Source organism: Microbacterium sp. B35-30 (assembly GCF_010634855.1).
In the GTDB taxonomy this organism is placed as follows: domain Bacteria; phylum Actinomycetota; class Actinomycetes; order Actinomycetales; family Microbacteriaceae; genus Microbacterium.
The window spans coordinates 1-13,150 of the sequence record NZ_MWLQ01000049.1; the positions used below are offsets into that span (position 1 = coordinate 1).

Genomic DNA, 13,150 nt, shown 5'->3' on the forward strand with positions numbered 1-13,150 from the left:
CCCTTTCGCGATTCCGGGGGCTGGGGCGTGACCGGCGGAGGCTCGCGAGCCCGCCGGGCCACACGAGCATGACGACGATGAGGAGCAGGCCGAAGACCAGGATCGAGAGGTTGCCCGACAGCCGCTGCGCGACCTCGACCGGGAGAGGGAGTGCGGCGGTCGCCGCCCCCAGGGCCCACGGCAGCAGCACGATGAGGGCGGATCCGACCGCCGCGCCACCGATGCTGCCCAGACCGCCGAGCACGACGGCCACGACGAGCAGCAGCGAGAACGCGAGCGTGTACGCGCCGGGACTCACCGACTGGGTGGCGAAGCAGAGCACGGCGCCGCCGGCACCGGCGGCGACCGAGCTCAGGGTGAACGCGGTGACCTTGACCCGGCCCGCCCGCACGCCGTTCAGGCGCGCAGCGGTCTCGTCGTCGCGGACGGCGCGCATGCGCAGGCCGAGCCGCCCACCGGTCAGTGCGGCGAGCCCCGTGACGACGACGCCCGCGACGAGGATCGCCACCCACGCCTGCCACTGCTCGACGGCGATGAGCCGCTCCAGCATCGGCGGCACGCCGTCGTAGGCGATCTGCAGGCCCTGATCACCGCGGAGCACGCCCGAGAAGACCGCGGCGATGGCGGGTACCGCGATGACGAGCGTCAGCGTCACCCCCGCGAGATACGGTCCGCGCAGGCGCGCGGCGGCAAGCCCCAGCAGCCAGCCGAGTGCGGCGGAGACCACCACCGCGGTGAGCATGCCGGCCAGGAATCGCGGGATGCCGGTGACCCCGGCATCCGTCATCGCATTCGCCGTGAGCGCATAGCCGTAGCCGCCCGCGGCCATGAGGGCCGCCTGGCCGAGTGAGAGCTGCCCGCTCTGCCCGATGAGGAGGGTGAGGCCCGCGGTCGCGCAGAAGTAGGCCGCCACCGTGGCCAGCTGGAAGTTGCGGTACGGATCGAGCAGGAACGTGCCGCCGATGGCCAGCACGGTGAGCACGGCTCCGAAGACGAGGACGCGCGGGATGCCCCGCAGCGAGGGAAGCAGGCGGGTCATGCGCTCCTCGCCTCCCGCAGCGAGAAGATGCCGCCTGGTCGCACGAGCAGCACCCCGACGAGCAGCACGAGCACGCCGATCGGCGCGACGGTCGCACCCAGGTACCCGGTCACGAGGGTCATCGCCACCCCCACGACGAGCCCGCCGACGAGGGCCCCGACGGGGGAATCCAGCCCGCCGACGACGGCGACCGCGAAGGCATAGACGAACAGCATGTCGGTGGCGTGGGGGTTGAGTCCGAGCTCCGTCGGAACGAGCAGCATGGCGGCGAGCGCGGCGACCGCGGCCGACAGCATCCATCCGATCGTCACCATGCGGCCCACCCGCACGCCGAGCACGCGCGACACCTCGGGGGCGAAGGCCGAGGCGCGCAGCTGCAGACCGAGCGACGTGCGCGTGAACAGCAGCGCCAGCAGCGTCATCACCGCCAGCGCGACGGCCAGGACGAACACGTCGTACGGCGACAGCAGCGGCACGCCGCCGATCATGATCGGGCTGTCGTCGAACGGGGCGCGCATCGGCCGGTACTGTGCGCCGAAGAGGATGCCGAGCAGCGACTGCAGCACCATCACCAGCCCGATCGCCACGATGACGCCTGAGAGCGGACTGCTGTGCGGGGCGAAGCGCATGAGTCCCCGCTCGACACCGAGGCCGAGCGCGGCTCCGGCGATCAGCCCGGCGGCGAGTCCCGCCCAGTACGAGCCGGTCAGGCCGGTCACCGCGAACGCCGCATAGGTCGCGACGAGCGCCATCGCGCCCTGCGCGAAGTTCACGATGCGGGCGGCGCGCCAGATGAGCACCAGCGACAGGGCGAACAGCGCGAAGATCGCGCCGCGCGCGAAGCCGGTCGCAAGGAGGAAGAGCAGTCGGTCCATCAGAATCCCAGGTAGGCGTGTCGGAGGGTCTCGTCGGCGGCGAGGGTCGAGGCCGGGGCATCGGCCACGACCCGGCCGAGGTCGAGCACGACGCCGCGGTCGGCGATCGACAGGGCGCTGGTGACGTTCTGCTCGGCCAGCAGCACGGTCAGGCCGCGGCTCGCGGCGGCATCCCGGAGCGTCCCCATCAGCTGCGCGACAACGAGCGGCGCGAGCCCGAGCGACGGCTCGTCGAGGGCGAGCAGCACCGGGTCGGCGACGAGCGCGCGGCCGACGGCGAGCATCTGGCGCTCGCCTCCCGAGAGCTGGTGCCCGGCGCTCGTGCGGCGGCGGGCGAGCGGCTCGAACAGCTCGTAGACGCCGGCCACGGCACGCTCGCGGGCGGCACCGCGGTGGCGCCAGAGGGCACCGAGGCGGAGGTTCTCATCGACCGTGAGCTCGGCGACCACGCTCTGCCCGTCGGGCACGAGGGCAAGGCCGCACCGGGCTCGCTGCTCGGTGCGGAGGGCTCCGAGGTCATCGCCGTCGAGCAGGAGGGTTCCGGATGCCGCGGCCACGAGTCCTGCGAGAGTGCGCAGGAGGGTCGTCTTGCCGGCGCCGTTCGCACCCAGCAGCGCCACGACCTCGCCCGGCGCGAGCGCGAACCCGACGCTGTGGAGCACCGGAGCGCCGCCGTAGCCGACGGTGAGGTCGCGGATCTCGAGCGCGCCGCGGTGCGCAACCGCCTGCGGCTGTGCGGCGGCGCTCATGCGCTGGCCTTCACGCCGAGGTAGGCCTCTTCGACGCGCGGATCGGTGCGCACCTGGTCCGGCGTGCCGCGGGCGATGACGCGGCCGAAGTCGAGCACCACGATGCGGTCGGCGAGGCCCATGACGAAGTCGACGTGATGCTCGACCAGCAGCACCGCGCAGCCGGTCGCGGCGACGCGCGCGATGACCCCGCCGAGCGCGGCGATGTCGTCGGCGCCGAGTCCGCCGGCGGGCTCGTCGAGCAGCAGCAGCCGCGGCTCGGTGACGAGCGCGCGAGCGAGCGCGACGCGCTTGCGGTCGGGGTACGACAGCGCCGTCACCGGGCGGTCGGCGAGCGCCTCGAGGTCGAGCGCGTCGAGCTGCGCAGCGACCCGGGCATCGGCGTCGCGCCGGCCCGCGACCGGGAGCAGCACGTTCTCGCGCGCCGTGAGCCCCGCGAACAGGCCCAGCCCCTGCAGGGTGCGCGAGACGCCGCGCGCCGTCAGTCCCGCGGTGCGCCGGGGTGCCGGCATCCCGTCGATGTGGACGTGGCCCCTGCGCCGCACCAGTCCGCAGACGGCGTTGAACACCGTGGTCTTGCCGGCTCCGTTGGGCCCGATCAGAGCCACCACCTCGCCGGGGCGCACGTCGAACGACACCTCGTCCAGCGCGGTCAGGCCACCGAAGGCGACGCTCAGAGCGCTCACCTCGAGCCGCGCATCGGCGCGGTCTTCGGCCTCGGATATTGCGTTCATCGGCACCTCTTCGTGTCGGGTGCGCCCACTGTATCGCAGAAACCGACCGGGCGGTATGTTGTTGTTGCACGATCGTGACCAGGGACCCGGTGACCGCGCGGTCAGGAACAGGAGCGGTCGCGTGGAGACTCCCGGCAGCGGCATCCGTCACGGCCGCGTCAGGTGATTGCCGGGTCCTGGCCCGCGCGAACGGAGACCCAGGCCAACGAGAGGCGGGCTGCGCCCGTCAAGGATTCAGGAGACACGCCGCGCAGGCTGCCCGACCGGCGAGCTGCGACGGCAGATTTCCTGAATCCTCGACGAGGTCCGCCCCGGCAGACGGCTGCGCGGGGCGAGGCCGCCCGCTCGGAAAGGCTCGTGCGAGGTCACCTGCGGGGCCGGCACTCTCGGATGGGCTACTTGTGCGGGATCCCGGCGATCATGCCGCCGTCGACGACGAACTCGGCGCCGCTCGTGAACGACGACGCGTCGGAGGCGAGGAAGACGATGGTGCCCGCGAGGTCCGACGGCTCACCCGGTCGTCCGAGCGGGATGTCGAGATGGGCGGGATCGATGCGCGTCGTCATCTGCGTGTTGATGAAACCCGGATGCACCGAGTTGACCCGGATGCCGAACGCCCCGAGCTCGACCGCGAGCGACTGGGAGAGCCCGCGCACGCCGAACTTGGCGGCGGTGTAGCCGTGCAGGCCGGGGCTGCCGCGCATGCCCTCGACCGACGAGATGTTGATGATGGAGCCCTGGCCCTGCGCCTTCATGATCGGCACGACACTGCGGCAGCCGAAGAAGACGCCGGTCAGGTTCACGGCGATGACGGCGTTCCACTTCTCGGTGGTGAGGTGCTCGATGGGCGCGGCGTTCGCGATGCCGGCATTGTTGACCAGCACGTCGAGCGAGCCGAAGGCGTCGACGGATGCCGCCACCGCGGCATCCCATTCCTTCTCGTCCGTCACATCGAGGTGGACGAACAGCGCGCCCTCGCCGAGGTCCGCGGCGAGCGCGGCGCCGTCGTCATCGAGGATGTCCGCGATCACGACTCTCGCGCCGGCCGCGTGCAACGCGCGCACATACGCCTCGCCGATGCCGCGCGCCCCGCCGGTGACGAGCGCGACGCGGCCGTCGAGCCCGAACCCGCTCACGACGCCAGCTCGATCACGACACGGCCGACGGTCGATCCCGACGCGAGCGCCGTCAGCGCCTCGGGCGCGCGCTCGAACGGCACGGCGTGGTCGACGACCGGGCGGATCGTCCCCGCATCGGCCAGGCGCGTCAGCTCCGTCCGCGTCACGTCGATGAGGTCGGGCCGCACGCGGGGGTACATGCCCCAGTGCAGGCCCAGCACGGAGTAGTTCTTGACGAGCACGTGACCCGCCGGCAGCGTCTGGATCGTTCCGCCGGCGAAGCCGACGACGACGATGCGCCCCTCGAAAGCGATGCACTTGGTCGATGCGTCGAACGCCGCCCCGCCTACCGGGTCGAAGACGACGTCGGCGCCGTGGCCACCGGTCGCGGCCTTGACGCCGGCGACGAGGTCGTCGACACCGCGCACCAGCACGACCTCGGCACCCGCCTCGCGCGCGACGGCGGCCTTGGCGTCCGACCCGACGACACCGATGACGCGTGCGCCGGCGGCGACGCCGAGCTGCACGGCCGCGAGTCCCACCCCGCCCGCGGCGGCGTGTACCAGCAGCCACTCACCAGGCTGCAGCGCCGCGCGGCGGTGGAGCCCGAACCACGCCGTCTGGTACGCGACCGTGAGACCGGCGGCCTCGGCGTCCGACAGCGCAGAAGGAGCCCGCCAGACGTCGGATGCCGGCAGCACCGCGTACTCCGAGAGCACCCCGATCTTCGATCCGACGACGCGCTCCCCCACTTCGAGTCCCGCGACCCCGTCGCCCACCGCGGCGACGACTCCCGCCAGCTCGATCCCGGGACTGAACGGCAGCTCGGGCTTCACCTGGTACTCGCCCCGGCACAGCAGCACGTCGGGGAAGTTGGCTGCGACGGCGGCGACCTTCACGAGCACCTCCCCCGCGGCGGGCGTGGGCACGGGGACGGTGTCGAGTGACAGGGCCTCGGCGGGCTCGCCCAGCTGCGTCACGCGCCACGCGCGCATGGCGTCGGGCAGGGCGCCCGCAGCGTCGGACCTCGGCGTCACCTCAGGGTGCGGCATCCGTTCTCCTCAGACTGGTCAGGAACAGGTCGGTCAGCTGCTCGGCCACGAGCGTCTTGTCTTCGGGCCCCTCGGGCGAGTACCAGTGGGACAGGTAGTGCACGTCGCTGAAGAAGTGGGCGACGAGCATCGCGAGCGGGATGTCGGTGCGGTACAGCCCCTCGGCCTGCCCGCGCGAGATGAGCTCGGCGAACTCGTCGTGGTAGGCGCGGCGGCGGCGCGTCACCTCCTGCCGGCGTGGGGCCGACAGCATGTTGAGGCTGCGGAAGAACACCGCCCCCTCCTCCATCGAGTCGATCGAGGTCTCGAGCACGTCGATGCAGACGGCGCGCAGCACCTCGTCGACGGTGCCGCCCCGGCCGATGATGTCGTCCAGATGCGCCTTCTGCAGCGTCAGCAGCCGCTCGTAGATGCCGAAGAGCAGGTCGTCCTTCGACTCGAAGTAGTGGTACATCGCGCCCTTGGTGACGCCGGCGGCCTCGACGATCTGCTGCACGCTCGTGTTGGCGTAGCCCTGGCGGGCGAACAGCTCGACGGCGGCGCGGGTGACGTCGTCGGCGACGTGGGAATCCTTCATGCCTTCATCCTTCACCCGAACCGGTCGCGCATCCCGTCACGTGAGGGGACGGATGCCGGCTCCGCCGTCGATCGGCAGCGTCTGGCCGGTGATCCACGCGGCGTCGTCCGACAGCAGGAAGGCGACCGGACCCGCCACGTCGGCCGGCTCGCCGAGACGCGCCAGCGGATATGCGGCGGACGCCTCGGCCTCGTGGCCCTCGTAGAGTGCCCGGGCGAACGCCGTCTTGATGACGGCCGGCGCGACCGCGTTCACGCGGATGCCGGGCGCCAGCTCGTACGCGAGCTGCGCGGTGAGGTTGATGAGCGCGGCCTTCGAGATGCCGTAGAACGCGATGCCGGGACTCGCGCCGAGGCCGGCCACCGACGCGATGTTGACCACCGAGCGGGAGAGGCCGGCCGCGAGCGCGGCACGGGTCCAGTCGAGCGCCGAGACGACGTTGACCTCGAGGATCTTGCGCGCCGCCGCCGCGTCGACGTCGACGATCGGGCCGTAGACCGGGTTGATGCCGGTGTTGTTGACCAGGTGGTCGAGCCGGCCGTGGCGCTCGCCGATGTGCGCGAAGACGGCAGCACGGTGGTCGGCGTCGTCCGCGCGGCCCGCGACGGCGGTCGCAGCGTCGCCGAGCTCGGCGACGGCGGCGTCGAGGGAGTCCTGCTTGCGGCCGGTCAGGACGACCGATCCGCCCTCGTCGACGAGGCGTCGTGCGATCGCGAAGCCGATGCCGCGGCTCGAACCGGTGACGAGCGACACCGTGCCCTCGAAACGGCGGGCGTGGTCATGGGTCATGGCGCCTCCTTGCGACATTCCGCTTGTACATACAGCTCGACCGCAACATACCGGCTGGTCGGTTTCCCCACCGTAGCAGACGCGGGGGTGCGTTTCGTCTCGCTTCGCTCGCTCAACGACCGGTGCGTCGGCAGGCTCACCTCGTCGTCTACCCCACCCGGTCGTTGAGCGAGCGAGGAACGAGCGAGACGAAACGCGGCAGGCAGGAACCCGGTGACACTGAGTACTATGGATCGTGGGATTCAGTTCCATTCGAACCGGATGCCGCAGCACCCGCCACACGGCGTCAGGAGCCCGACCATGACCGACTTCCAGCCCCGCCCGGGTCAGAGCATCGAAGGCTACGACGTCACCGCCCGCCGCGGCACCGACTACTACGCCGTGTTCGCCGACATCCCGGCCGCCGACCGCGAGGCGTGGGAACGCGCGGAGTCCTACATCGACGAGGTCGGCACGCGCATGCTCGATGCTTGGGATACCGCCGAGTACCCGCTCGAACTCGCCATGCGCATGGGTGAGCTCGACCTCTTCAACGACGGCATCGTGCACCCGGCGCTCACCCGGCTCTCGCCGCTCGCGGCGGGTCTCGTGAACATGGAGATCTCGCGGGGCGACGGCTCGCTCGGCACGGTCCTCGCGGTCCAGGGAGGGCTCTCCCTGCGCACGCTCGCCCTCTTCGGCAGCGACGAGCAGCAGGCGCGCTGGCTCGTGCCGGTCGCGCGCGGCGAGGTTCCGGCATCCTTCGCCCTCACCGAGCCCGACCACGGATCCGACTCTGTGTCCCTCGAGACCGTCGCCCGCAAGGACGGCGACTCGTGGGTGATCGACGGTGCGAAGAAGTGGATCGGCAACGGCGCCTCGGGCGGCATCACGTTCGTGTGGGCGCGCGTGGAGGCCGACGACGAGTTCCACGGTGCTGTCCGCTGCTTCCTCGTCGAGCAGGACACGCCGGGGTACACCGGCACCGTGATCCAGGGCAAGGCGTCGCTGCGCGGCATCCACCAGGCGCACATCGTCCTCGACGGCGTGCGGGTGCCCCTCGACGCCGTGCTCCCCGGCACGAAGAGCTTCAAGGATGCCTCGACCGTGCTCTACTCGACGCGGTCGGGCGTCGCGTGGTCGGCGCTCGGCCACGCCACCGCCTGCTACGAGGCGGCGCTCGCCTACTCGCAGCAGCGGATCCAGTTCGGAAGGCCCCTCGCCAAGTTCCAGATGGTGCAGGAGCGCCTTGCGAACATGCTCGAAGAGCTCACCGCGATGCAGCTGTACTGCCGCTGGATGGCCGATCTCGAGCAGCGGGGCGAACTGCGCCCGACGCAGGCCTCGCTGGCGAAGTACCACAACACCCGCGCCGCCCGACGGATCGCCTCGACCGCGCGCGACATGCTCGGCGGCAACGGCATCCTGCTCGAGAACGGCGTCATGCAGCACATGGCCGACATCGAGGCCATCCACACCTACGAGGGCACGGAGAGCGTCCAGGCTCTGCTCATCGGCCGCGACATCACCGGCATGAGCGCGTTCGCCTAGCCCGGATCGGGACTCGCGCGCAACCCGCAGAGTGGGAAGGCCTCTGGCGCTTACCCTCGCGGCATGGGACTGTTCCGAAACGACCCCCAGCGCATCGTCGTCGACGCGCACGACGTCGAGCCCCGGGCGACCCGCGCGCCGTGGAGCCTGTGGGCCGACGGCTTCGGCAAGCTCGGCATCCGTGCGATCCAGATCATCGTGGTCGTCGTGGTGGTCACCGGCATCGTGTTCGCGATCCAGTCACTCACCCTCGTCACGATCCCGCTCGTGATCGCGCTGATCCTCGCGTGCGCGTTCAACCCGGTAATGAGCTGGATGCGGCGGCGCGGCATCCCATCGATCCTCGCGACGCTGATCACGCTGCTCGCCATCGTGGTGATCCTGGGCCTCCTGAGCTGGCTCATCGTGTGGGCGGTGCGCGACCAGTGGGACGACCTGTACGCGCAAGCCGAAGACGGCTTCCAGCGTCTACTCGCCTGGATGCAGACGCTGCCGTTCGACTTCGTGCAGCCTGATCAGCTCGATGAGTGGGTGAAGACGCTCACCGACTTCGTCACGAGCGCGCAGTTCGGCTCCGGCGCGCTCGCCGGCGTCGGGGCGGTCGCGAACTTCGTGACCGGGCTCGTGCTCATGGTGACGATCCTGTTCTTCTTCCTCAAGGACGGTCCCCAGATGTGGGAGTTCATGCTGCGGCCGTTCCGCGGGGCGAACTACCTGCGCGCGCGCCGCATCGGCGACAAGACCACGACGGTGCTGGGCTCGTACGTGCGCGGCACGGCGACCGTCGCCGCCGTCGATGCCATCGGCATCCTGATCGGTCTGCTCATCCTTCAGGTTCCGCTGGCGATCCCGCTCTCGGTGCTCGTCTTCCTGCTCGCCTTCATCCCGATCGTGGGCGCGACAGTGGCCGGCATCGTGGCCGCGCTCGTCGCACTCGTTGCGAACGGGCCGATCAACGCCCTCCTGGTCGTCGGGGTGGTCGTGCTCGTCAACCAGCTCGAGGGCAACTTCCTGCAGCCCGTGCTCATGGGCCGGTCGATGAAGCTGCACGCGTTCGTCATCCTGGTCGCCCTGACGGTAGGCACGGTCCTCGGCGGCATCGTCGGCGCCGTGCTGGCGGTGCCCATCACCGCCGCGGCCTGGGGCGCGGTGCAGGTGTGGGACGGCACCGACCTGCCGGCGCGGTGGGCGCGGCCGAAACGGCCCGTCGCGGGCTGAGCCCACGCTCGCCCTACCTTCGCACCGGATCGCAGCCCGACGTAGGCACGGTCTTAGACCGATCTTAGGCCGCCGCGGCCTCGGCCTAAGACCTGGAGCCCGCCAAGACAAGGCGATCGCCCGATGGGGTGGACCCGCCTTAGAGAGAAGAGTCGTACCTGTCAGCACGACCGGGACCCGCATCGGGCTCCGCCGCAGACAGGAGAGACTCGTGAACGACATCACCTACACCGGCTACATCCTCGAACAGCACCGCGCGGCGGACCTCGCTCGCGAGAACGAGCTGATCGTCGCACGGCGAGAGCGGGGCACATCTTCCGCGCGCCCGCACCGCCGTCCGCTCGCCGCCTGGCTCCGCGCCGCGTCGCACCGCGCAGCACCGCAAAGCAATGGCGTCGCCTCGGGCCGAAGCGCCGCGTCCGTCGCCACGCGATGACCGGTCGCCACGCGATGACGCTCCGCGCGTCGGTGGGGAGTGCCACCATATGAACATGCCCGCACTCCCCTCGAGCCCGCGCATGGTCGGCCGGCACAACGAGCTCGCCGCCCTGCTCGAGGCGTTCGACGAGGCCGCCGGGGGTCGCCCCCGAACGGTCGTTGTGCGCGGCGAGGCGGGTGTCGGCAAGACACGGCTCGTGCAGGAGTTCCTGGCACTCGTCACGACCGACCACTTCGGGGCGGGGCATCCGTCCGCCGACGTGGAGGACGATGCGTCGAGTCCCGTCGTGGCGTTCGGGCAGTGCGTCGACCTCGGCCCGATCGGCGCGCCGTTCGGGCCGATCCGGCGCGTCCTGCGCGACCTGCACGAGGCCGTCGGCACCGAAACGCTGCGCCAGGCCGCCGGCTCGGCCGCAGCGATCGCGAGCCTCGCGGCGCTGGTTCCCGGCATCGCCGACGCGGCCACCGAGCACGACGAACCCGCCGGCGAGTTCGCCGAGGCGATCGAAGTGCTGCTCGAGGGACTGTCGCGGCGCCGCCACGTCGTCGTCGTGCTCGAAGACCTGCAGTGGGCGGATGCCGCCACCATGGCTCTGCTGAAGACACTGGCCAGCACGCTCCGCGGCCGGCGGCTCACGATCGTCGCCACATACCGTTCCGACGACATCGACCGCTTCCACCCGCTGCGGCCCGTGCTCGCCGAGCTCGACCGCACTCGGTCCGTCGTGCGCGTGGAGGTCGTGCCGCTCACACTCGACGAGGTCGCCGAGCAGGTCGAACAGCTGGCGAGCGGCCTGGACCCGCGCGTCGTCGAAGCGCTCGCGGAGCGCAGCGGCGGCATCCCGTTCCTGGTGGAAGAGCTGGTCGATCTCGGCGACCGCGCCCTGCCCGACACGTTGCGGGAGCTCGTGCTCGCCCGCTACATGCGGCTCGGCGCAGAGGCCCAGCAGGTCGTGCGCACGATGGCCGCGGGCGGAGTGCACGTCGAAGACGACGTGCTCTCGGCCGTGGCGACGCTCGACGAACAGGTGCTCGACGCCGCGGTGCGAGAGGCGATCGACACGCGCGTGATCACCGCCGACGGCGCCGGCTACGCGTTCCGCCACGCGCTCACGCGGGAGGCCGTCGAGGCCGAGATGCTGCCGAGCGAGCGGGTGAGGGTGCATCGCCGCTACGCCGAGCACCTGGGCGACCACCGCGGCGACTCGCCCGACGATGCCTCCGCCGTCGCCGAGCACTGGCTCGTCGCCCGAGACCTGCCGGCGGCGTTCGATGCGACGGTCGCCGCGCTTCACCAGTCCCGCACGCGGTTCTCGCCCGCCACCTCCGCGAAGCTGGCGGAGCGTCTCGCCGAGCTCTGGGAACAGGTTCCCGACGCCGAGGCCCGCGCGGGCACGAGCCTGCCGGCACTGCACCTCGATGCGGCGCAGGACTGGCACGACCTCGGCGATCCCGAGCGCTCCCTGCGGTCCGCCAACGAGGGCCTCGCGGTCTGCCCCGACGATCCGCTCATGCGCGCGGCGCTGATGCGGCAGCGGTACGTCCAGACCTTCAACCTCGAGCACACCGGCCACCCATCCGACCTCGACGAGGCCGTCGCACTGCTGGAGGGCGTCGACGACCGCCGCGCCCGGGTGCTGCTGTCGCGCGTGCTCACCAACATGGCGATCGACGAGCACGGCACGGATGCCGCGGAGCACGCAGCCCGCGCCATCGCCCTCGCCGAAGAGGTGGGCGACGACGCCGCGTTGGCGGTCGCACTGACCGTGGAAGCGTGGCGGCTCGCCCGCGACGAGGACGAGGATTCGGCAGCCCTGGCGCCCTTGCAGCGCGCCGTCGCTCTGCGGCTCGACCCGTCGATGCGCGCCTACGTGGGCAATGCGCTCACCCACATGCTGGTGTCGGCCGGGCGCCTCGACGAGGCCGTCGTCGTCGGCACGCAGCACTACGAAGACGTCGTCCGCGCGGGCATCGAACGGGGCTCGGGAGCGGCGATCGCCCAATCGGTCGCGTTCGCCCTGTTCGCCACCGGACAACCCGAGACCGCGCTCCATTACGCGCGACGCGCGCGACGGCTGATGAGCCCCGCCGATGCGGCCTCCACGCTGCGCCTGCTCTCGTCGCACTTGGCGTGGGACGACCGCCCGAGCGAACGCGATGACCTGCTCGCGACCGAGCGCGGCCGCATCGAGGAGGCGCAGCGCCTGTATCCCGACAAGGCCGCCTGGTGGGTGGTCGAGCGGGCGGATGCCGCCCTGACCCTTCACGCCCGGGAGGACACGGATGCCGTCACCGCCGTGATGGCCGCCGCCGAGCATCCGGAGGGCAGCCGCACGGTGGCCCGCTATGCCGTGCTCACGGCGGCGCTGCTGACGCACTCCCCCGGGCGCTCAGGCGACCCCGAAGTGCGGGCGCGCATCGAACGAGCCCTCGACGGCTGGCCCGACAACGAGCTCGCGGGTCGCGTGTCGAGATTCGTCCGCGCCGTGCTCGCGGACGGCGACGGCGCCCCGGCCGACGACCGCGTGACGGCGTGGCGAGCCATCGTGGACGAGCTGACCCCCGGCGGCATGCCGACGTGGCACCTGCAGACGGCGCGCTGCCGCCTGGCCTGGGCGTTGATCGACGCCGGCGAGCGCGACGACGCCGCAGACCTGCTGGCCGCGATCACGGCCGAGGCGCCGGCGCTCGGTGTCGCGCGCGCCGCGCGCTGGGCCGCGGAGCTCGCGGCGCAGGCCCGTCTCGTTCCCACAGGCACCGCCGCCGAGTCCGAGACGGAGGCCGGGATCGTCGCCTCGCTGACGCCGCGGGAGCTTCAGGTGCTCGAGCTCGTCGCCGAGGGGCTCACCAATCCGCAGATCGGGCAGCGGCTGTTCATCAGCCCGAAGACCGCGTCGGTGCACGTGTCGGCGATCCTCGCCAAGATCGGCGCCGCCAACCGCGCAGAGGCCGCCGCGCAGTACGTGGCGACGGCCGCGGCCGCCTCGTCGGCCTGACCGCGCCCTCACGGAGCCCGTGGCCCCACGCCCGC

12 protein-coding genes are annotated in these 13,150 nt (G+C 71.8%); 4 read left to right on the forward strand and 8 right to left on the reverse strand.

Features of this window, described 5'->3' with window-relative positions; translation table 11 throughout:
- From B2K11_RS19130 to B2K11_RS19165, 8 genes are all read right to left on the reverse strand, one after another.
- On the reverse strand, positions 1-1,039 hold a 1,039-nt coding region (locus B2K11_RS19130), incomplete at its 3' end, for a branched-chain amino acid ABC transporter permease (RefSeq protein ID WP_163620687.1).
- Positions 1,036-1,914 (reverse strand): branched-chain amino acid ABC transporter permease, encoded by an 879-nt coding sequence (locus tag B2K11_RS19135; protein ID WP_163620688.1) that lies wholly within the window; start codon positions 1,912-1,914, stop codon positions 1,036-1,038. The genes B2K11_RS19135 and B2K11_RS19130, both read right to left, overlap by 4 nt.
- The gene (locus tag B2K11_RS19140) at positions 1,914-2,663 is read right to left on the reverse strand and encodes an ABC transporter ATP-binding protein (protein WP_163620689.1); all 750 of its coding nucleotides are present in this window, start codon (positions 2,661-2,663) and stop codon (positions 1,914-1,916) included. Before B2K11_RS19140 ends, B2K11_RS19135 begins: the two co-directional genes overlap by 1 nt.
- Complete coding sequence (locus B2K11_RS19145) at positions 2,660-3,397, reverse strand: ABC transporter ATP-binding protein (protein ID WP_163620690.1); 738 nt, start codon at positions 3,395-3,397, stop codon at positions 2,660-2,662. The genes B2K11_RS19140 and B2K11_RS19145 overlap by 4 nt, the downstream gene beginning before the upstream one ends.
- A 395-nt stretch (positions 3,398-3,792) precedes the next feature.
- Complete coding sequence (locus B2K11_RS19150) at positions 3,793-4,533, reverse strand: glucose 1-dehydrogenase (RefSeq protein ID WP_163620691.1); 741 nt, start codon at positions 4,531-4,533, stop codon at positions 3,793-3,795.
- Positions 4,530-5,567, reverse strand: a complete 1,038-nt coding sequence (locus B2K11_RS19155; RefSeq protein WP_204260200.1) for an NADPH:quinone oxidoreductase family protein — start codon at positions 5,565-5,567, stop codon at positions 4,530-4,532. Before B2K11_RS19155 ends, B2K11_RS19150 begins: the two co-directional genes overlap by 4 nt.
- Entirely contained in the window at positions 5,554-6,144 is a 591-nt protein-coding gene (locus tag B2K11_RS19160; RefSeq protein WP_163620692.1) for a TetR/AcrR family transcriptional regulator, read from the reverse strand. Before B2K11_RS19160 ends, B2K11_RS19155 begins: the two co-directional genes overlap by 14 nt.
- A 36-nt stretch (positions 6,145-6,180) precedes the next feature.
- Complete coding sequence (locus tag B2K11_RS19165) at positions 6,181-6,933, reverse strand: SDR family oxidoreductase (protein ID WP_163620693.1); 753 nt, start codon at positions 6,931-6,933, stop codon at positions 6,181-6,183.
- Positions 6,934-7,233: 300 nt separating this feature from the next.
- On the opposite strand from B2K11_RS19165, the gene B2K11_RS19170 reads away from it, so the two are divergent.
- The 4 genes from B2K11_RS19170 to B2K11_RS19185 all read left to right on the forward strand — a co-directional run bounded on the left by B2K11_RS19170 (position 7,234) and on the right by B2K11_RS19185 (position 13,115).
- The gene (locus B2K11_RS19170) at positions 7,234-8,463 is read left to right on the forward strand and encodes an acyl-CoA dehydrogenase family protein (RefSeq protein WP_163620694.1); all 1,230 of its coding nucleotides are present in this window, start codon (positions 7,234-7,236) and stop codon (positions 8,461-8,463) included.
- A 63-nt stretch (positions 8,464-8,526) separates the two neighbouring features.
- Complete coding sequence (locus tag B2K11_RS19175; protein ID WP_163620695.1) at positions 8,527-9,681, forward strand: AI-2E family transporter; 1,155 nt, start codon at positions 8,527-8,529, stop codon at positions 9,679-9,681.
- 211 nt (positions 9,682-9,892) lie between these two features.
- The gene (locus B2K11_RS19180; RefSeq protein WP_163620696.1) at positions 9,893-10,117 is read left to right on the forward strand and encodes a hypothetical protein; all 225 of its coding nucleotides are present in this window, start codon (positions 9,893-9,895) and stop codon (positions 10,115-10,117) included.
- A gap of 55 nt (positions 10,118-10,172) precedes the next feature.
- Positions 10,173-13,115 (forward strand): AAA family ATPase, encoded by a 2,943-nt coding sequence (locus B2K11_RS19185; RefSeq protein ID WP_163620697.1) that lies wholly within the window; start codon positions 10,173-10,175, stop codon positions 13,113-13,115.
- Positions 13,116-13,150: the final 35 nt, after the last annotated feature.

Bases quoted from the DNA above. Each gene is read 5' to 3' on its own strand.
- B2K11_RS19135 (WP_163620688.1), bottom strand. From the start codon at position 1,914: ATGGACCGACTGCTCTTCCTCCTTGCGACCGGCTTCGCGCGCGGCGCG.
- B2K11_RS19140 (WP_163620689.1), bottom strand. From the start codon at position 2,663: ATGAGCGCCGCCGCACAGCCGCAGGCGGTTGCGCACCGCGGCGCGCTC.
- B2K11_RS19145 (WP_163620690.1), bottom strand. From the start codon at position 3,397: ATGAACGCAATATCCGAGGCCGAAGACCGCGCCGATGCGCGGCTCGAG.
- B2K11_RS19155 (WP_204260200.1), bottom strand. From the start codon at position 5,567: ATGCCGCACCCTGAGGTGACGCCGAGGTCCGACGCTGCGGGCGCCCTG.
- B2K11_RS19160 (WP_163620692.1), bottom strand. From the start codon at position 6,144: ATGAAGGATTCCCACGTCGCCGACGACGTCACCCGCGCCGCCGTCGAG.
- B2K11_RS19165 (WP_163620693.1), bottom strand. From the start codon at position 6,933: ATGACCCATGACCACGCCCGCCGTTTCGAGGGCACGGTGTCGCTCGTC.
- B2K11_RS19170 (WP_163620694.1), top strand. From the start codon at position 7,234: ATGACCGACTTCCAGCCCCGCCCGGGTCAGAGCATCGAAGGCTACGAC.
- B2K11_RS19175 (WP_163620695.1), top strand. From the start codon at position 8,527: ATGGGACTGTTCCGAAACGACCCCCAGCGCATCGTCGTCGACGCGCAC.
- B2K11_RS19185 (WP_163620697.1), top strand. From the start codon at position 10,173: ATGCCCGCACTCCCCTCGAGCCCGCGCATGGTCGGCCGGCACAACGAG.